13 protein-coding genes are annotated in these 20,394 nt (G+C 52.4%); 7 read left to right on the top strand and 6 right to left on the bottom strand.

Annotated features, from left to right (window positions below; all coding sequences use genetic code 11):
- The first annotated feature begins 62 nt into the window (after positions 1–62).
- The 6 genes from atoS to atoB all read left to right on the top strand — a co-directional run bounded on the left by atoS (position 63) and on the right by atoB (position 7,313).
- Positions 63–1,889, top strand: a complete 1,827-nt coding sequence (gene atoS / locus RTW80_RS01240) for a two-component system sensor histidine kinase AtoS (RefSeq protein ID WP_000559125.1) — start codon at positions 63–65, stop codon at positions 1,887–1,889.
- Positions 1,886–3,271 carry an acetoacetate metabolism transcriptional regulator AtoC gene (gene atoC / locus RTW80_RS01245; protein WP_000125282.1) on the top strand — a complete coding sequence of 462 codons (1,386 nt, stop codon included), beginning with the start codon at positions 1,886–1,888 and terminating at the stop codon, positions 3,269–3,271. Before atoS ends, atoC begins: the two co-directional genes overlap by 4 nt.
- A 195-nt stretch (positions 3,272–3,466) precedes the next feature.
- Positions 3,467–4,129, top strand: a complete 663-nt coding sequence (gene atoD, locus RTW80_RS01250) for an acetate CoA-transferase subunit alpha (RefSeq protein ID WP_000850540.1) — start codon at positions 3,467–3,469, stop codon at positions 4,127–4,129.
- Entirely contained in the window at positions 4,129–4,779 is a 651-nt protein-coding gene (gene atoA / locus RTW80_RS01255; protein ID WP_000339065.1) for an acetate CoA-transferase subunit beta, read from the top strand. The genes atoD and atoA overlap by 1 nt, the downstream gene beginning before the upstream one ends.
- Positions 4,776–6,098 (top strand): TIGR00366 family protein, encoded by a 1,323-nt coding sequence (locus RTW80_RS01260; protein WP_000580275.1) that lies wholly within the window; start codon positions 4,776–4,778, stop codon positions 6,096–6,098. The genes atoA and RTW80_RS01260 overlap by 4 nt, the downstream gene beginning before the upstream one ends.
- Positions 6,099–6,128: 30 nt before the next feature.
- The gene (gene atoB / locus RTW80_RS01265) at positions 6,129–7,313 is read left to right on the top strand and encodes an acetyl-CoA acetyltransferase (RefSeq protein ID WP_000786549.1); all 1,185 of its coding nucleotides are present in this window, start codon (positions 6,129–6,131) and stop codon (positions 7,311–7,313) included.
- Between the two features lie 73 nt (positions 7,314–7,386).
- Here the strand turns inward: atoB and RTW80_RS01270 are convergent, their stop codons facing one another.
- From RTW80_RS01270 to gyrA, 6 genes are all read right to left on the bottom strand, one after another.
- Positions 7,387–8,163: a YfaP family protein gene (locus tag RTW80_RS01270; protein WP_001225852.1), complete on the bottom strand. Its 777-nt coding sequence runs from the start codon at positions 8,161–8,163 to the stop codon at positions 7,387–7,389.
- Positions 8,164–8,167: 4 nt separating this feature from the next.
- On the bottom strand, positions 8,168–9,817 hold the full coding sequence (locus RTW80_RS01275; RefSeq protein ID WP_001104498.1) for a YfaQ family protein: 1,650 nt from the start codon (positions 9,815–9,817) through the stop codon (positions 8,168–8,170).
- Positions 9,818–14,332 (bottom strand): alpha-2-macroglobulin family protein, encoded by a 4,515-nt coding sequence (locus tag RTW80_RS01280; RefSeq protein WP_000536523.1) that lies wholly within the window; start codon positions 14,330–14,332, stop codon positions 9,818–9,820.
- Positions 14,333–14,358: 26 nt separating this feature from the next.
- A complete protein-coding gene (locus RTW80_RS01285) occupies positions 14,359–14,979 on the bottom strand; it encodes a DUF1175 domain-containing protein (RefSeq protein ID WP_032247332.1) in 621 nt (206 codons plus the stop codon).
- Positions 14,976–16,664 (bottom strand): DUF2138 domain-containing protein, encoded by a 1,689-nt coding sequence (locus tag RTW80_RS01290; RefSeq protein ID WP_000012280.1) that lies wholly within the window; start codon positions 16,662–16,664, stop codon positions 14,976–14,978. Before RTW80_RS01290 ends, RTW80_RS01285 begins: the two co-directional genes overlap by 4 nt.
- Positions 16,665–16,812: 148 nt before the next feature.
- Entirely contained in the window at positions 16,813–19,440 is a 2,628-nt protein-coding gene (gyrA, locus tag RTW80_RS01295) for a DNA topoisomerase (ATP-hydrolyzing) subunit A (RefSeq protein WP_001281237.1), read from the bottom strand.
- Between the two features lie 146 nt (positions 19,441–19,586).
- On the opposite strand from gyrA, the gene ubiG reads away from it, so the two are divergent.
- Positions 19,587–20,309: a bifunctional 2-polyprenyl-6-hydroxyphenol methylase/3-demethylubiquinol 3-O-methyltransferase UbiG gene (gene ubiG / locus RTW80_RS01300; protein ID WP_000990763.1), complete on the top strand. Its 723-nt coding sequence runs from the start codon at positions 19,587–19,589 to the stop codon at positions 20,307–20,309.
- The last annotated feature ends 85 nt before the right edge of the window (positions 20,310–20,394 follow it).

Consider the following 20,394-nt stretch of genomic DNA (forward strand, 5'->3'; position numbering starts at 1 on the left):
AGAAATCATCACCTTAACCTCTGATAATCGTCATATACCGGACAAGACTAGTGGATTTCAGCATGCATTATATGAAGTGGATTTATCCACGCCGCTTACGCAATCAAATGATCCTGATGGCAATCCTGATGGTCATTGTCCCAACGCTTACTATTGGTTATATCGTAGAAACGGAAGGACGTTCAGCAGTCTTATCTGAAAAAGAGAAAAAACTTTCTGCCGTGGTCAACCTGCTTAATCAGGCACTAGGCGATCGCTATGATCTCTACATCGACTTACCACGTGAGGAGCGTATCCGCGCATTAAATGCAGAACTTGCCCCCATTACCGAAAATATCACTCACGCCTTCCCTGGCATCGGTGCTGGTTATTACAACAAAATGCTGGATGCGATAATCACCTACGCGCCTTCAGCGCTATATCAGAATAATGTCGGCGTTACCATTGCCGCAGATCACCCTGGTCGCGAAGTCATGCGTACAAATACCCCTTTGGTTTATTCAGGCAGGCAGGTGCGCGGCGATATTTTGAATTCAATGCTCCCCATTGAGCGTAATGGTGAAATCCTCGGCTATATCTGGGCCAATGAATTAACCGAAGATATTCGCCGCCAGGCCTGGAAAATGGATGTGAGGATTATCATTGTGCTCACCGCCGGTTTGCTGATAAGCCTGCTATTGATTGTCCTTTTCTCCCGTCGCCTGAGCGCCAATATTGATATCATCACCGATGGCCTCTCGACTCTGGCACAAAATATTCCCACTCGATTACCACAATTGCCCGGTGAAATGGGGCAAATCAGTCAGAGTGTTAATAACCTCGCCCAGGCACTGCGTGAAACGCGGACACTTAACGATCTGATTATTGAAAACGCTGCCGATGGCGTCATTGCCATTGACCGCCAGGGTGATGTAACCACCATGAACCCAGCAGCAGAAGTTATCACTGGCTATCAACGCCATGAACTGGTAGGGCAGCCTTACTCCATGTTGTTCGACAATACTCAGTTCTACAGTCCAGTACTGGATACGCTGGAACATGGCACCGAACATGTGGCGCTGGAGATCAGTTTTCCAGGTCGTGACCGCACCATTGAACTCAGTGTCACTACCAGTCGTATTCATAACACGCACGGTGAAATGATAGGTGCTTTGGTGATTTTCTCTGATTTAACTGCCCGCAAAGAAACCCAGCGCCGCATGGCGCAAGCAGAACGCCTCGCCACACTGGGTGAGCTGATGGCTGGCGTCGCGCATGAAGTACGTAATCCGTTAACGGCTATTCGTGGTTATGTACAGATCTTGCGCCAACAAACCAGTGACCCAATACATCAGGAATATCTGTCCGTAGTACTCAAAGAAATCGATTCAATTAACAAAGTTATTCAGCAATTGCTCGAATTTTCACGTCCACGCCACAGTCAATGGCAACAAGTCAGCCTCAATGCATTGGTTGAAGAAACTCTGGTACTGGTACAAACCGCCGGCGTACAAGCGCGGGTCGACTTCATAAGCGAACTGGATAATGAATTAAGCCCGATTAACGCCGATCGTGAACTGCTCAAACAGGTACTACTGAATATCCTGATCAATGCCGTCCAGGCTATCAGCGCACGAGGGAAAATTCGCATTCAAACCTGGCAATACAGCGACTCACAACAGGCCATTTCGATAGAGGACAACGGCTGTGGCATTGATCTCTCGCTGCAAAAAAAGATCTTCGATCCCTTTTTCACCACCAAAGCCTCAGGAACCGGGCTTGGTCTGGCGTTAAGTCAACGCATCATTAATGCCCATCAGGGTGATATTCGCGTCGCCAGTTTGCCGGGCTACGGCGCAACCTTCACGCTTATTTTACCGATCAACCCGCAGGGAAATCAGACTGTATGACTGCTATTAATCGCATCCTTATTGTGGATGATGAAGATAATGTTCGCCGTATGCTAAGCACCGCTTTTGCACTACAAGGATTCGAAACACATTGTGCGAACAACGGACGCACAGCATTACACCTGTTTGCCGATATTCACCCTGATGTGGTGTTGATGGATATCCGCATGCCAGAGATGGACGGCATCAAGGCACTAAAGGAGATGCGCAGCCATGAGACCCGGACACCCGTTATTCTGATGACGGCCTATGCGGAAGTGGAAACCGCCGTCGAAGCGCTACGCTGCGGAGCCTTCGACTATGTTATTAAACCGTTTGATCTCGATGAGTTGAATTTAATCGTTCAGCGCGCTTTACAACTCCAGTCAATGAAAAAAGAGATCCGTCATCTGCACCAGGCACTGAGCACCAGCTGGCAATGGGGGCACATTCTCACCAACAGCCCGGCGATGATGGACATCTGCAAAGACACCGCCAAAATTGCCCTTTCTCAGGCCAGCGTCTTGATTAGCGGTGAAAGCGGCACCGGGAAAGAGTTGATTGCCAGAGCGATTCACTACAATTCGCGGCGGGCAAAGGGGCCGTTCATTAAAGTCAACTGCGCGGCGCTGCCGGAATCGTTGCTCGAAAGTGAACTGTTTGGTCATGAAAAAGGTGCATTTACTGGTGCACAAACCTTGCGTCAGGGATTATTTGAACGAGCCAACGAAGGTACTCTGCTCCTCGACGAAATTGGCGAAATGCCGCTGGTACTACAAGCCAAATTACTACGCATTCTACAGGAACGGGAATTTGAACGGATTGGCGGCCATCAGACCATAAAAGTTGATATCCGCATCATTGCTGCCACCAACCGTGACTTGCAGGCAATGGTAAAAGAAGGCACCTTCCGTGAAGATCTCTTTTATCGCCTTAACGTTATTCATTTAATACTGCCGCCTCTGCGCGATCGCCGGGAAGATATTTCCCTGTTAGCTAATCACTTTTTGCAAAAATTCAGTAGTGAGAATCAGCGCGATATTATCGACATCGATCCGATGGCAATGTCACTGCTTACCGCCTGGTCATGGCCGGGAAATATTCGAGAGCTTTCCAACGTTATTGAACGCGCCGTCGTGATGAATTCAGGCCCGATCATTTTTTCTGAGGATCTTCCGCCACAGATTCGTCAGCCAGTCTGTAATGCTGGCGAGGTAAAAACAGCCCCTGTCGGTGAGCGTAATTTAAAAGAGGAAATTAAACGCGTCGAAAAACGCATCATTATGGAAGTGCTGGAACAACAAGAAGGAAACCGAACCCGCACTGCTTTAATGCTGGGCATCAGTCGCCGTGCATTGATGTATAAACTCCAGGAATACGGTATCGATCCGGCGGATGTATAACACCAAAACTTGCTATGCAGAAATTTGCACAGTGCGCAATTTTCTGCATAGCCGCTCATTCTCCTTATAAATCTCCATCCAATTTATCCCTTCATATTCAATTAGTTAAATAACTAAATCCAATAATCTCATTCTGGCACTCCCCTTGCTATTGCCTGACTGTACCCACAACGGTGTATGCAAGAGGGATAAAAAATGAAAACAAAATTGATGACATTACAAGACGCCACCGGCTTCTTTCGTGACGGCATGACCATCATGGTGGGCGGATTTATGGGGATTGGCACTCCATCCCGCCTGGTTGAAGCATTACTGGAATCTGGTGTTCGCGACCTGACATTGATAGCCAATGATACCGCGTTTGTTGATACCGGCATCGGTCCGCTCATCGTCAATGGTCGAGTCCGCAAAGTGATTGCTTCACATATCGGCACCAACCCGGAAACAGGTCGGCGCATGATATCTGGTGAGATGGACGTCGTTCTGGTGCCGCAAGGTACGCTAATCGAGCAAATTCGCTGTGGTGGAGCTGGACTTGGTGGTTTTCTCACCCCAACGGGTGTCGGCACCGTCGTAGAGGAAGGCAAACAGACACTGACACTCGACGGTAAAACCTGGCTGCTCGAACGCCCACTGCGCGCCGACCTGGCGCTAATTCGCGCTCATCGTTGCGACACACTTGGCAACCTGACCTATCAACTTAGCGCCCGCAACTTTAACCCCCTGATAGCCCTTGCGGCTGATATCACGCTGGTAGAGCCAGATGAACTGGTCGAAACCGGCGAGCTGCAACCTGACCATATTGTCACCCCTGGTGCCGTTATCGACCACATCATCGTTTCACAGGAGAGCAAATAATGGATGCGAAACAACGTATTGCGCGCCGTGTGGCGCAAGAGCTTCGTGATGGTGACATCGTTAACTTAGGGATCGGTTTACCCACAATGGTCGCCAATTATTTACCGGAGGGTATTCATATCACTCTGCAATCGGAAAACGGCTTCCTCGGTTTAGGCCCGGTCACGACAGCGCATCCAGATCTGGTGAACGCTGGCGGGCAACCGTGCGGTGTTTTACCCGGTGCAGCCATGTTTGATAGCGCCATGTCATTTGCGCTAATCCGTGGCGGTCATATTGATGCCTGCGTGCTCGGCGGTTTGCAAGTAGACGAAGAAGCAAACCTCGCGAACTGGGTAGTGCCTGGGAAAATGGTGCCCGGTATGGGTGGCGCGATGGATCTGGTGACCGGGTCGCGCAAAGTGATCATCGCCATGGAACATTGCGCCAAAGATGGTTCAGCAAAAATTTTGCGCCGCTGCACCATGCCACTCACTGCGCAACATGCGGTGCATATGCTGGTTACTGAACTGGCTGTCTTTCGTTTTATTGACGGCAAAATGTGGCTCACCGAAATTGCCGACGGGTGTGATTTAGCCACCGTGCGTGCCAAAACAGAAGCTCGGTTTGAAGTCGCCGCCGATCTGAATACGCAACGGGGTGATTTATGATTGGTCGCATATCGCGTTTTATGACGCGTTTTGTCAGCCGGTGGCTTCCCGATCCACTGATCTTTGCCATGTTGCTGACATTGCTAACATTCGTGATCGCGCTTTGGTTAACACCACAAACGCCGATCAGCATGGTGAAAATGTGGGGTGACGGTTTCTGGAACTTGCTGGCGTTTGGTATGCAGATGGCGCTTATCATCGTTACCGGTCATGCCCTTGCCAGCTCTGCTCCGGTGAAAAGTTTGCTGCGTACTGCCGCCTCCGCCGCAAAGACGCCCGTACAGGGCGTCATGCTGGTCACTTTCTTCGGTTCAGTCGCTTGTGTCATCAACTGGGGATTTGGTTTGGTTGTCGGCGCAATGTTTGCCCGTGAAGTCGCCCGGCGAGTCCCCGGTTCTGATTATCCGTTGCTCATTGCCTGCGCCTACATTGGTTTTCTCACCTGGGGTGGCGGCTTCTCTGGATCAATGCCTCTGTTGGCTGCAACACCGGGCAACCCGGTTGAGCATATCGCCGGGCTGATCCCGGTGGGCGATACTCTGTTCAGTGGTTTTAACATTTTCATCACTGTGGCGTTGATTGTGGTGATGCCATTTATCACCCGCATGATGATGCCAAAACCGTCTGACGTGGTGAGTATCGATCCAAAACTACTCATGGAAGAGGCTGATTTTCAAAAGCAGCTACCGAAAGATGCCCCACCATCCGAGCGACTGGAAGAAAGCCGCATTCTGACGTTGATCATCGGCGCACTCGGTATCGCTTACCTTGCGATGTACTTCAGCGAACATGGCTTCAACATCACCATCAATACCGTCAACCTGATGTTTATGATTGCGGGTCTGCTGCTACATAAAACGCCAATGGCTTATATGCGTGCTATCAGCGCGGCAGCACGCAGTACTGCCGGTATTCTGGTGCAATTCCCCTTCTACGCTGGGATCCAACTGATGATGGAGCATTCCGGTCTGGGCGGACTCATTACCGAATTCTTCATCAATGTTGCGAACAAAGACACCTTCCCGGTAATGACCTTTTTTAGTTCTGCACTGATTAACTTCGCCGTTCCGTCTGGCGGCGGTCACTGGGTTATTCAGGGACCTTTCGTGATACCCGCAGCCCAGGCGCTGGGCGCTGATCTCGGTAAATCGGTAATGGCGATCGCCTACGGCGAGCAATGGATGAACATGGCACAACCATTCTGGGCGCTGCCAGCACTGGCAATCGCCGGACTCGGTGTCCGCGACATCATGGGCTACTGCATCACTGCCCTGCTCTTCTCCGGTGTCATTTTCGTCATTGGTTTAACGCTGTTCTGACGGCACCCCTACAAACAGAAGGAATATAAAATGAAAAATTGTGTCATCGTCAGTGCGGTACGTACTGCTATCGGTAGTTTTAACGGTTCACTCGCTTCCACCAGCGCCATCGACCTGGGGGCGACAGTAATTAAAGCCGCCATTGAACGTGCAAAAATCGATTCACAACACGTTGATGAAGTGATTATGGGTAACGTGTTACAAGCCGGGCTGGGGCAAAATCCGGCGCGTCAGGCACTGTTAAAAAGCGGGCTGGCAGAAACGGTGTGCGGATTCACGGTCAATAAAGTATGTGGTTCGGGTCTTAAAAGTGTGGCGCTTGCCGCCCAGGCCATTCAGGCAGGTCAGGCGCAGAGCATTGTGGCGGGGGGTATGGAAAATATGAGTTTAGCCCCCTACTTACTCGATGCAAAAGCACGCTCTGGTTATCGTCTTGGAGACGGACAGGTTTATGACGTAATCCTGCGCGATGGCCTGATGTGCGCCACCCATGGTTATCATATGGGGATTACCGCCGAAAACGTGGCTAAAGAGTACGGAATTACCCGTGAAATGCAGGATGAACTGGCGCTACATTCACAGCGTAAAGCGGCAGCCGCAATTGAGTCCGGTGCTTTTACAGCCGAAATCGTCCCGGTAAATGTTGTCACTCGGAAGAAAACCTTCGTCTTCAGTCAAGACGAATTCCCGAAAGCGAATTCAACGGCTGAAGCGTTAGGTGCATTGCGCCCGGCCTTCGATAAAGCAGGAACAGTCACCGCTGGGAACGCGTCTGGTATTAACGACGGTGCTGCCGCTCTGGTGATTATGGAAGAATCTGCGGCGCTGGCAGCAGGCCTTACCCCCCTGGCTCGCATTAAAAGTTATGCCAGCGGTGGCGTGCCCCCCGCATTGATGGGTATGGGGCCAGTACCTGCCACGCAAAAAGCGTTACAACTGGCGGGGCTGCAACTGGCGGATATTGATCTCATTGAGGCTAATGAAGCATTTGCTGCACAGTTCCTTGCCGTTGGGAAAACCCTGGGCTTTGATTCTGAGAAAGTGAATGTCAACGGCGGGGCCATCGCGCTCGGGCATCCTATCGGTGCCAGTGGTGCTCGTATTCTGGTCACACTATTACATGCCATGCAGGCACGCGATAAAACGCTGGGGCTGGCAACACTGTGCATTGGCGGCGGCCAGGGAATTGCGATGGTGATTGAACGGTTGAATTAATCAATAAAAACACCCGATAGCGAAAGTTATCGGGTGTTTTCTTGAACATCGACGGCGAAGGTAACCCCATTAATCACCAGTCAAAACTTTTCACCAGCGTCAGCTCGCCAGCATTACGCATCGGTACAATAAATGTTTCCTGTTTCTCATTGACCGATCCTTCATCGGTGATCAGCGTCAGTTGGGCGGTGGTTAATTCCGTTTCGCTGCGCCCACCATAGTAGTTGATATACACCTGATAGCGCCCGTGAATTGGCGCGGGCATGGCGAAAATCTCGGGTCCGTACCCCGTCGTGACATCCATATCCAGTGCACCACTGTTTTTCAGCACGGTGTTACCGTACCAGGCGTGTTCGCCATCGGGCGTGACAACATGGAGATCGAGATCGGTATTGTCCGTATCCCACGAGAGAACCAGCCGTAAACGTGCACGAATCGTTCCTGTACCCGGCGTTGAGTAAAACTGCATTTTTTGTCGGCTTTGCCCATCCGGGCTGATGACCTGCACGCTGTTGCTGCCTTCAGTGAAAATATAAGGGCGTGCAAATGAACCATCGGATTCAATTCTCTGCGGCATACTGGCACCGTTGACCACCAGCCGGCCCTGCTGAACTTTACCCGCCGCAGCATAATTCTTTATTTTGCCGCGGATCTGCGCTGAGATATTTTGATCATCTGCCATGTTGACGGACGACGCCGGGTAATTGATCGATTGTGAAAAACTGGCATCTTCGCCCTCTGCCGGATGCCAGCCTGAGAGCGGTGCATCAATCTCGACTTCCTGCACACCTTCACTGTGAGCGACAGGCGAAAGCGCCACCAGTAACAACGGAAGAAAAATCTTTCGCATAGCATTAGTCCATTAATAATTGTCGGGTCAGCGTTTCGATATAGTTCTCATCAAGCCCGGTGGGATAACCATCAAAGGCCAGGTGCAGATACTCATGGGTTAAATCCAGCCGATCCTGAAGCGTAAAGAAGTTACGAATAAACAGCCGTTTCTGCTGCCGATCGGTATAGGGGAAACCTGAGACTAAACGACAGACCGCAAACACGTCTGGTTCGTTGTACCCTGTCTCGCCTTGTAATATACGCCGCCACTGCGGCATTTTATTCGCCAGCCAGGCTTTCGCTTTGGGTAATAACTGGCAGGTTGAGCGTGGCGCTCCCCAGCGGCTAAGACTGTTGTCGGGATAAGCAAACGCGAGTATCTGGTCGTAACGCTCTCCCTGCCCCGCCTGGGCCGTGGCTTGCCGCCAGGAAAGTGTCCCTTCGGTAGCGCGACTGCCATGATAATGAACCGGATCGCCTGCATAGATGAGATCCTGCGTCCAGGCGGTCATCGTTCGCGCCCCCGTGGTCGCTGGCGAAGCAGAAACACGCTGCGTGGCGCTGCTGTCGGGGATGGTCAGGCAATCGCCTTCCCGATTGGCGTTTTGCTGTAAAAAAGTGCGAATCGCCACGGTCATGGCTTTCGCTGCCTCAGGGGGCGTACTTTTCGCCTCGCGATCCAGAACTCTGGCAACGTACTCTTCACGATCGAGATGCGACTGCAATTTCAGTTTGCCCTTTTCGCTCAGTAAGGTCGTCTCACCGTGGCTGACAAACGTAATGTGGTTACCATTAGTAAACGTCACACGATAGCGCCCATTAAGTACGCCGGGATTTACTGCCGTCGTACTCTTTTCCGCTGTGATTTTCTTCAGCGGATAGCGGGCAAACAGCTCCACCTCTACACATTGCCCACTGGCAACCTGCGTCGGCACTGGCAAAACCCGATTAAGCACCGTCGCATAACGGGTTAGTACCGTTTTGCTGGTGCCACTGCCAGTAACCCACAGCGGTGTACCATCGGTTAACCAGCCAGCAAAACCACCCTGACGGATTTCCTGTTTATCATCGGCAAACCAGCTCCAGGTTTTCACACGTACCCGACTACCGAGCATGGATGCGACACCGATTTTCGCCTCGTCCAGCACCACATCCAGTAAGACTTCCTGAGCTTTGTTTTGCGCGGGTAACGTCGCTAATGAATCAAGCAGCGATTTAACCGTTACCGAGGTTTCTGGCTTCAGCGTAGTCAGAGACGCTAACCACGCAGGTGCCTGACGCTGTTGCCAGTATTGCCCCCACACATCTGCGCCAATATGCAACCGCTGCGGCGCAAAATAGAGTCCACAGGAACGTACCAGCGCGGTATCGCGCGTTATGCTCTCCCCAGCCTGACAACAATAAACATCTTCCGGGGAGTTTCCACGACACTGGTAGGGCTGCTCCGGTTGATGGGTATCCTCCAGCCAGGCGTAAACATACAGTTTCCACAAACTCCCTAACGGCGTGGTGAGCGTGTCAGGTAATGCCGAGACTTTGGTCACGCCTGATGACGACAACTGATACAGTTGATCGTGCTGCGCGCCCCGCAGCGCCAGTTGTAACGGCGTCTCCTCCGCAAGCGTTGGCAGAGTAACCAACGCCAATAGCCAGACGATTCTGCGCCAGTTCACTTATTTCACCTGCATCCCGGTCCATTCACTCCCTGCCGCAACACTTTGCTGTGCAGGTGCATAGGAACGCACATAACGAGCAGGAGGCAGAACGAATTGCCCTTTTTGCGAGAAGCGCAGCAAATGGCGGAAAGTGACCGTTCCCGTCAGTTCTTTCACCGGCACCATATAGGCCAGTTCGCCCATTTCATTTCGCGCTTTTTCCAGCAATTGCCCCTGCTGTTTCGCGGCGTTGGGTTTATTGACCGAAATGCCCCATGTTGTGCGCTCAACGTCGGCTCCCGGTGGGAGCGGTACTTCCACCTGACCATAGCGCAGAACTGCATCCTGCTCGCTGGTAAGCGTGATTTCATCGAGATACAGCGCATCGCTGTCAATCTCATTGCTGGTCACCGGTTGCAGAGTAAAGCTCATCTCTTCTTCACCAGGGATAAGCCGATACAACTGGCGTTCAACGGTCACCGGAATGTTACTTTGTTGAGCCGTTTTTGCCGGTTCACGCCAGCGGACCTGCACATTTTGCGGGGATAATTCGTCACCAAAAGAGAGAATGTCCGGCACACCCTGACCAACCCAACGCCAGTCTTCGCCCCCTCCAGTTAACTTATGTTTAGCCCATGCGCCCGCAGGCGCAGGCAACACAACCGGAGGCATTGTCGCCATATATTTCGCCAGCCAGTTCATGGCCAGTGCGCGCTCAATAGTGGATTGCTCAGCGGTCAAACCACTTAAAATAGCGGCCGCCTGGGTAGCGTCGCCCCCGCTATTGAGCAGCACAACCGTGTGCGCCAGCGGCTGATTGCTGTTTGCCGCTTTATCCCACGCATATTGCTGAACCTGTGGCATCACCGTGGACTTCAACTGCGCTTTTTTCAGCAACGTCATGGTTAAGACGTTTGCCACCGCATCTGCCAGTGGAGATTCCGGTGTATCGAGGATCAGGCTGTCATTGATATCGCGGATGTCTTCCTCAGAGAAATCTTCATCTTTAGTTCCGCGCCGGGCGATAGCTTCATCCAACCCTTTCAACAACGTTTTGCACGGCAGATTCATCTCCTGTGCCCACGCCAGCACCAGCGCCCGATGCAATAACGGCATGTTATCCGCCTGCTCGGCATAACTGTCGAGCATATGCTGCCAGTATTCCGGTTGTTGCGTTACGCCGAGCGCCTGGCTGGCCTGCCAGTCGGCGTACCATGCCCATGCCGTAAGGAAGGCGTCACCATTGCCATCTTCACCCCACCAGGTAAAGCGCGCTCCGGGCCCCGCCAGTTGCATCAGCCGCAGACGGTTATCCTGAATCATCTGACGAATGTCGTTAGCGGCGGCACTTTGATGATCGGCAAGCGAACGCCAGGCGAGACTGAGCGGGATCAGACGGCTACCGGTGTTGATCACCCCACCCCACGGTTCATCGACTAACGCATCAAGATTGTTGCGGAAAATCTCCTGCGGCGTTTCACTACTTTGTAGCCGGATATTACTCGCCTGCTCGGGCAACATCAGCGCGTTCTCGCCACCGCCGAGCATGACATTTTTCTGCTGTTCAACGGGCCAGCTGTTGTCCACAAAAGACAGTTTTGTGCTAATGCTGTCCTGCACTTGCCCATTTTGTTGCAGTTCTGCACTTAACAAGCCAGATTGCTGAATATTCTGCGTCAGCGAAATATAATTCGCCCCTTTGTGCAGCGTCAGCGTCTGGCGCATCTCAGCGCCTGCAAATTTAGTCACCAGCGCCACCGGTTCGTTATCCTGCTGACTGAAGATAAACAGTCCTGCCGCCGGTTTGTCGCCCACGCGATACACCGTTGGCATACTCCACTTCATGTAGAGATTTTTTTCCGAACGCAGATAAGCACGCCCCTGCCCGACCAGCCCGTCGCCGTTCATCCCACGCGCGGTGATACGCCAGCGGGTTAACGAATCAGGCATCAGGAACGTGAAATACGCTTTGCCTTGTTTATCGGTTGTGAGTGACGGCATCCATGCCGCGGTATCCACCTCTTCACGCCGTGGACGTTCAAGCATTTTTACTCGCCGCTCGCTGCGGTTAGTCGCGCCAGGCGCAACCGGCTCGCTGGAGAGCGCCTGGTCGTAGCTGATAAACGACAGACTGGAGCTGGTACGCACATTGTTACGCCCCAGCGGATAGAAAAATTTGCCGATATTCGGCGCGATTTCTGGTTGCAGCGCGTAGATCATTTCATCGACCACGCCTACCGTTAGCTGCGCAGAAACAGGTTTACCTTTCAGCGACGAGGTTAATTCGACATTGACCAGTTCACCAGGCTGGTAATGGGTTTTGTCCGTTTTCACCCGGATATCAAGCTGAGGAACGGCAACTTTGATCCCGGCGTTCTGAAAACTGTACTGACCATTACGGGTATACAGCACCGAAAAAGTGATGTTAGGCGCAAAGGAATTGCTCACTGGAACCCGGGCTTCATACTGGGTATCGTTTAAACGTTGTAGCGTTAGCCAGTTTGCCGGATGCGAAAGCAGCGACTGCTGTTCCACGCGATCGCGTTCCAGCGTCAATAATGCTTCATCAATTGGCTCCGGAAAGGTAATCAGCATCTTCGCGGTTTCGCCTGGCTGGTACAGCGTTTTATCCGCCACGATATCTACCGTACCAGTATGCGCCGTGCTGCCCTTACCGCTGACGGCATGACTTAACCCAGCGAGAATTAAGCCGTCTTTATCGCGTAATGTCAGATTGTAGTTGCCAGGTTTAGCGAAATTGACGGTAAAGGATTTGCCGCCTGACGGTAGCTCTCCGCTATGGCTCGTGCGGTCTTCGAGACGCAACCATTCATACGTAACAGGAACCTGTTTTGAAGATTCCAGCGCGGCATAACGGAACACAACCGACTCGCCGCTATTACTGTATTGTGCGGCAGTACTTAATGAGTAATGCGCCAGACCGCGTTCAATGAGGATCTCTTTGGTGGTGGTGACGCGATACGCCGCGCCGTCACTGGCGGAGACGGTTAACAAATAGCGGCTCGGTTTATCGGCGGCGGGGAGATTTAACGCCACATGACCGCTGGCGTCGGACACCGTTTCGCTGCCTTCCAGCGACACGGGGAAACGTCCGGCATAACGCAAATCGTTACCGACCATTGATAATTGCTGAGCGCGCAAACTTAACTGCACGCGGGCATTTTTTACCGGCTCGCCATCCGGGTAGAGAAGTTGCAGTTTGCCGCTGACCGCTTCGCCAGTTTTGAACTCTTTTTTGTCGAGAGCTAAACCAATCTCGAAATGTGGCTTGATGTAGTTTGCCACGCGAAAACTGCTGCTATAGACCTGATTGCGGTAAGCAAGACGTAACTCATAACCTCCGGCTACGGCATTTTCTGGCAGGCGGAAACTTCCCTGCCCGCCATTGCGCGCATCCAGCGTGACATCGACGGTTTGCAACAGACTGCCGTTAGCGTCCAGCACCGAAAGCTTCGCCGGGGCGCTGACGATGGGGGATGAATGCAACGGATCGTGGAACTCGCGGCCCATCACTTTAACATCGACACGATCGCCTGCGCGATATAGCGGGCGATCGGTAAAAATATACAAGCGGGTGTTGTAGATTTCGCTTTCGTAGAAGAAGTTCTCGGAGACAAAAACGCCGCCTTCAGCATCCTTACCCAGAATGTATGAACGTTCTGGCGATATATGTTGTAACTGCAAGGTACCGCTGTCATCGGTCACACCGCGGGTCATCACGCCAAGACCGTCAGTCCACAAGATCTCTGAGCCGGGCTTCGCTTCACCCTGTTTTTTACCCGCGGTCCATACCAGAAGCTCGTTACCTGACACTTTGCTAAGCGCCACGGTATCGGAAACAAACACCACCGTCGTCGCCCGATACCCACCAACCATCGCCTCGACGAGGTACAGTCCCGGCTCTTGTTGGCCGAGAGGAATATAAATGTTACCCGGCTGCGGCGAGATGAAATTGCTGGATGCGCCTTCCAGTTTTACCCCTTGCTGCGGCTCGACCGGTTTAGCCTGCCATAGTGGATAACGGAACTGTTCCACCAAGGGATATTTTTTCAGCGGGGAAAACTGGTTGTTCTGTACATAACGGGAAGGTTTAATAATGGCATTGCCGAGATGTAATTCGGGTAATGCCTGAGTCACATTCTGCCGTGACTGAGAAGAGAAAGTACGCTGCATCACGCGGCGAGATTTGCCGTACCAGTTATCCCACAGCCAGGTCAGCGTATTGTTCAGCCCGTCGCCCAGATATTGCGGTTGCACCACAATGCGATGCAGGTTTTTCTGCTGGCGCAAAAATGCCATCGGGTCAGGAATACGATACAGGCGAACGTCCACGCCGCCGTACTCTTCCATCTGATAGCGCCGATAATCACGCCCCGGCGCTTCCAGTCGCACTTTCGCCTCTTCACTGCTGCTAAAACTGCTGTCAGCAAGCAAAAAGAATGTTCCCCCGGCGGGCGGCGCATAGTTACTGGAAGGAAGCGAATCATCAGCATTAGCAAGCCCTGTTCCCACAAGAGACAGGGACAAGCACGCTGCTATCACGCCAGAAAATTTAAACGATAAATGCCAATGAAATTGGGATTGGAATCGTTGGGTATCCATCGGGTGTCCTTCCATGTCATAAGTTGTTGCAGACTGACTGCGCGCATTCCGTTGTCAGTTTTCGTGGCGCTTCCGGTGTGGTAGATGACGTAACGCCCCATCCAGACCATTAAGTGCTGGGCATCGCCCTGATCGAAAAAAATCATATCGCCAGGCAGCGCCTGGTTTATGTCCTGGCCAATAAACTGGCTGTTGTACTGAATCAAATTAATCGCGGTCACGTAGGGGCCGGTTTTCCCGTTCCCCTGATTCCAGTTTTGCGCCAGTTGACGCTGTCCAGGTGTTAGCGTCATCTCTGGCGGCAAATACTGGCTAGAGAAACCGTTACTTTTTAGCCATTTACTATCGTGAACTTTCAGCGTCTCGTTCGCCGCAAATCGCACCAGGCCCGCACAATCCTGCTGATACCAGCGTGGACTTGGCCCCTGGCGGAGCTGTTCTTGTGCAATGCGTACAAACCAGGCGCGAAACAGCCCGGATTGTTCGACATTCAGCATTTCGCTATGGGCAACAACACAACACAGCCAGCAAATCAGCGCCAGCAGCCCGTGCCTCATAGCGGCTGCCAGGTTATGGGTAGCCACTGCCAGGCGGCACCGGGTTCCATCTGGGCCAGCTTCATGACATAACGCGGTTGTTGAGATAAAGCGTCCAGCTTCGGCATTAATAAAGTTTGTGCGGCGTTATAAAAAACCGGTTCGAGATTCTTCGGCAGACTGGTCAACGTTTCGTTACGCAGCAGTTTCGCCACGCCTTGTGGATTGATATAGAGCGGAACGATGCCATCAGTGGGTATTACATCCACCATTGCCGGGCGGTTTTTATTCAGTGTTTGCAGGGCGTTATTAACCAGCGTGTCATCGAGGGAGAAAAGCAGCGTTTTGTTTTGCATCGCCAGCGACACGCGGAAAAAATAATCCGACATTAATTGATCGGGTTGCGCCGCCTGCGCTTTCGGATACTGACCGTATCGGGAACTCACTTCGCGACGCCAGATTTGCGCTTCGCCCTGCTGAGTCTGGCTTATCGGCAAAACACCTTCTGGCGCTTTGCTTTCGTGCGCACCAATATTTTGCGTAAACAGTTTCCCTGGCAATTGCGCCTGTTCGGCAGTGCCATCAAACTGACCGACAAACAGCGGGGTTTGCAATTTTGAGTCTTCATACCAGCACAGCCCCGCGGCACCGTCTAACGCCCCATTCAGCTTGTCGTTTTCCTGGCTGATGTGCGAAAGCATCTCTTCGGCAATACCGTGTGAATACGGCACCGCCACACAGAAGCTGGCCCCGGCAGGCATACTGTTCCAGACCGGCGTAAAATCGAAACTGGTATCTACGCTGGCGGATTCATCATTTAACGCCACAAAACTGTGCCAGCCGTCGTTACCCATTTCGAAGCGTACGCCAGCAAAAGAAGGCATTAACCGCTGGTAGCCAAAACCCAGCAACCTGGCGCTGCCCACGATGCGCTGGCGTACTGGCGTTTTTTCAGCAGCACGCTCTTCCAGGCCAAAGCTTGCTTGCCAGCGTTTTTTGCCGCTCAACAAATCACCTGCGATCGCCGTGGCTTCGGTATCCTGCTGATCATCTTTAAACAACATATCCGTGCTGGAAAACACCAGCATCTTGTCCTGATAAGTCGCGAACATCAGGGCGTTATTGCCGTTATAGCGCAACTGATAAACAGGAATAGTTTCACTATTTATCTTGATGCTACTGATTTCCGTTTTGCTTAACTGGCTGTCGCTGGTAGCGGCAAACAACAATGGCTCCAGCAGTTTGCTTAAACCACTGCGCTGGATCAGCACCATATAATGTGAAAGATGGCCTTGTTTATCGTGCCACAGCGCTGCCTGCGCGGGCTGATCTAAGAGTGACGAAAAGAGCTTATCTTTCAGCGTGAGATCGTGTTCATAGACAATACGACGAATGCTGCCTTCAATGCCCAGACGATCGGCATGATTCTGATAATAGAAAACGAAATCTTCGCTCAGAACATCGTGGAGAAACGGAATGGTGAGGAGATCTTTGGGAAGCTGGCTCAGAGAGTCGCTGTCGAGAAAGAGGTCCGGCTCATTGAGATCGATTTGCAGATTGTTGTGCACCACCAGCGGCGACAACGTTTTTTCTGGCCCACTGCCAGCATATTGCAACGCCCAGACGCCAGCGGAAAGCAGTGCTATTGCGCCAAAACCTACAAGACCATAGAACCGCCAGCCTTTCGCCTTTTTTTCACCACTCATTGCCACATTCCTTGTGTATAGCCAGCCATTTTTTACGGGCACAGCCAAACTTTACCGTGCCCTAATACGACAAAAGCCCAGACTTTGCAGCCTGGACTTTTCAATTCAAACAAGGGAGATAGCTCCCTTTTGGCATGAAGAAGTAAAATTATTCTTCTTCTGGCTCGTCGTCAACGTCCACTTCCGGAGCGATTTCATCGTCCCCTTCCGCGGCACTGCCATCGATGGTATCCAGATCTTCCTCGTCAACCGGTTCAGCAACACGTTGCAGACCCACTACGTTTTCATCTTCCGCAGTACGGATGAGGATCACGCCCTGGGTGTTACGGCCTACGATGCTGATTTCCGAAACGCGAGTACGTACCAGCGTACCGGCATCGGTGATCATCATGATCTGGTCGCAGTCATCTACCTGTACCGCGCCAACCACTAAACCATTACGTTCAGTAACCTTAATGGAGATAACCCCTTTCGTCGCACGCGACTTGGTTGGGTATTCCGCCACTGCGGTACGTTTACCGTAACCGTTTTGCGTTGCGGTGAGGATTGCGCCATCGCCACGAGGCACGATCAGAGAGACGACTTTATCGCCTTCACCTAAGCGAATACCGCGAACACCGGTGGTGTTGCAGCCCATCGCACGGACAGAAGACTCTTTAAAGCGCACCACTTTACCTTCAGCGGAGAACAGCATTACTTCATCTTCGCCACTGGTCAGGTCAACGCCGATCAGCTCATCGCCTTCAACCAGTTTGATCGCCACTTTACCGGCGGTACGCAGACGGTTGAATTCGGTGAGGACGGTTTTCTTCACAGTACCGTTAGCGGTCGCCATGAAGACTTTCACGCCTTCTTCAAACTCGGTCACCGGCAGGATCGCGGTGATACGTTCGTCCTGCTCCAGCGGCAGCAGGTTGACGATCGGACGACCGCGCGCGCCACGAGAGGCTTCCGGCAACTGATAGACTTTCATCGAATAGACGCGACCACGGCTGGAGAAGCACAGGATATGGTCGTGGGTATTCGCCACCAGCAGTCGGTCGATAAAGTCTTCTTCTTTAATACGTGCGGCAGATTTACCTTTCCCGCCACGACGCTGCGCTTCGTATTCAGAAAGCGGCTGATACTTAACGTAGCCCTGGTGAGATAGTGTCACTACCACATCTTCCTGGGTGATCAGATCTTCCAGGTTGATGTCTGCGCTGTTGGCGGTGATTTCGGTACGACGTTTGTCACCGAACTGTTCACGAACCAGCTCCAGCTCTTCACGGATCACTTCCATCAGACGATCGGCGCTACCAAGAATACGCAGCAGTTCTGCGATCTGATCCAGCAGCTCTTTGTATTCGTCGAGCAGTTTTTCGTGCTCAAGGCCGGTCAGTTTCTGCAAACGCAGATCCAGAATCGCCTGAGCTTGCTGTTCGGTCAGGTAGTACAGACCATCACGCACGCCGAACTCTGGCTCCAGCCATTCCGGACGCGCAGCATCGTCGCCAGCACGTTCGAGCATCGCGGCAACGTTGCCCAGCTGCCACGGATTAGCAACCAGCGCAGTTTTCGCTTCTGCAGGCGTCGGCGCATGACGGATCAGTTCGATGATCGGGTCGATGTTCGCCAGCGCCACGGCTAATGCTTCAAGGATATGAGCACGATCGCGAGCTTTACGCAGTTCGAAAATAGTACGACGGGTCACCACTTCACGGCGGTGACGAACAAACGCCGCGATGATGTCTTTCAGGTTCATGATCTTCGGCTGACCATGGTGCAATGCCACCATGTTGATACCGAAAGAAACCTGCAACTGGGTCTGGGAGTAGAGGTTGTTAAGCACAACTTCACCGACCGCATCGCGTTTCACTTCAATCACGATGCGCATACCGTCTTTGTCAGACTCGTCACGCAGCGCGCTGATGCCTTCCACGCGTTTTTCTTTTACCAGTTCCGCAATCTTCTCGATCAGGCGCGCTTTGTTTACCTGATACGGAATTTCGTGGACGATAATGGTTTCACGTCCGGTTTTGGCGTCAACTTCCACTTCAGCACGGGCGCGGATATATACCTTGCCGCGACCGGTACGGTAAGCTTCTTCAATACCGCGACGACCGTTAATGATTGCCGCCGTCGGGAAGTCCGGCCCCGGGATGTGTTCCATCAGCCCTTCAATGCTGATGTCTTCATCATCGATATACGCCAGACAACCGTTGATGACTTCCGTCAGGTTGTGCGGCGGGATGTTGGTTGCCATACCTACGGCGATACCGGAAGAACCGTTCACCAGCAGGTTAGGAATTTTGGTTGGCATGACGTCCGGAATTTTTTCCGTGCCGTCATAGTTATCAACGAAATCGACCGTCTCTTTTTCGAGATCGGCCATCAGTTCATGGGCAATTTTCGCCAGACGGATTTCCGTATAACGCATTGCCGCCGCAGAGTCGCCGTCGATGGAACCGAAGTTACCCTGACCGTCTACCAGCATGTAACGCAGCGAGAATGGCTGCGCCATACGGACGATCGTGTCATAAACCGCCGAGTCACCATGGGGATGGTATTTACCGATTACGTCACCAACGACACGGGCAGATTTTTTATAGGCTTTGTTCCAGTCATTGCCTAGTACGTTCATGGCGTAAAGTACGCGACGGTGTACCGGCTTCAGACCATCTCGGACATCTGGCAGCGCACGGCCAACAATGACCGACATCGCATAATCCAGATAGGAGCTCTTCAGCTCTTCCTCAATGTTGACCGGTGTAATTTCTCTCGCAAGGTCGCTCATCTAACCGCTATCCCTCTACTGTATCCCGGATTCAAAGGTCGCAAATTATAACACAGCCGCGCAGTTTGAGGTAAACCTATACGCTTTATTCACATCCAATGCCTGATATACTCGTTTGTCTTGCCAATTACGGAGTAGAAGTGCCAATGAATGCCGAAAAATCGCCGGTAAACCATAACGTAGACCACGAAGAGATCGCTAAATTTGAAGCCGTCGCCTCCCGCTGGTGGGATCTTGAAGGTGAGTTCAAACCGCTGCACCGCATTAACCCGCTGCGTCTGGGCTATATTGCCGAGCGTGCTGGCGGTTTATTTGGCAAAAAGGTGCTCGATGTCGGTTGTGGCGGCGGCATTCTGGCCGAGAGTATGGCGCGCGAAGGCGCGACGGTGACCGGTCTGGATATGGGCTTTGAGCCATTGCAGGTGGCAAAGCTGCACGCACTGGAAAGCGGCATTCAAGTGGATTACGTGCAGGAAACCGTGGAAGAGCACGCGGCAAAACATGCCGGGCAGTATGATGTGGTGACCTGCATGGAGATGCTGGAGCACGTCCCCGATCCGCAGTCAGTGGTCAGAGCCTGTGCGCAACTGGTGAAACCGGGCGGCGATGTCTTTTTCTCGACGCTTAACCGCAACGGCAAGTCATGGCTGATGGCGGTGGTTGGCGCGGAACATATTTTGCGCATGGTGCCCAAAGGCACGCATGATGTGAAGAAGTTTATTAAACCGGCAGAGCTGCTTGGCTGGGTAGATCAGACAAGCCTTAAAGAGCGACATATAACCGGGCTACATTACAACCCGATCACTAATACTTTTAAACTCGGCCCCGGCGTGGATGTGAACTATATGCTGCACACGCAGAATAAGTGAGGTTGATGTTTGGCCGCGCCAATGCCTGATGCGACGCTTGCCGCGTCTTATCAGGCCTACAAATGCTCCCCGTAGGCCGGATAAG

Source organism: Escherichia sp. AM3, assembly GCF_032029835.1.
Lineage (GTDB): Bacteria > Pseudomonadota > Gammaproteobacteria > Enterobacterales > Enterobacteriaceae > Escherichia > Escherichia coli.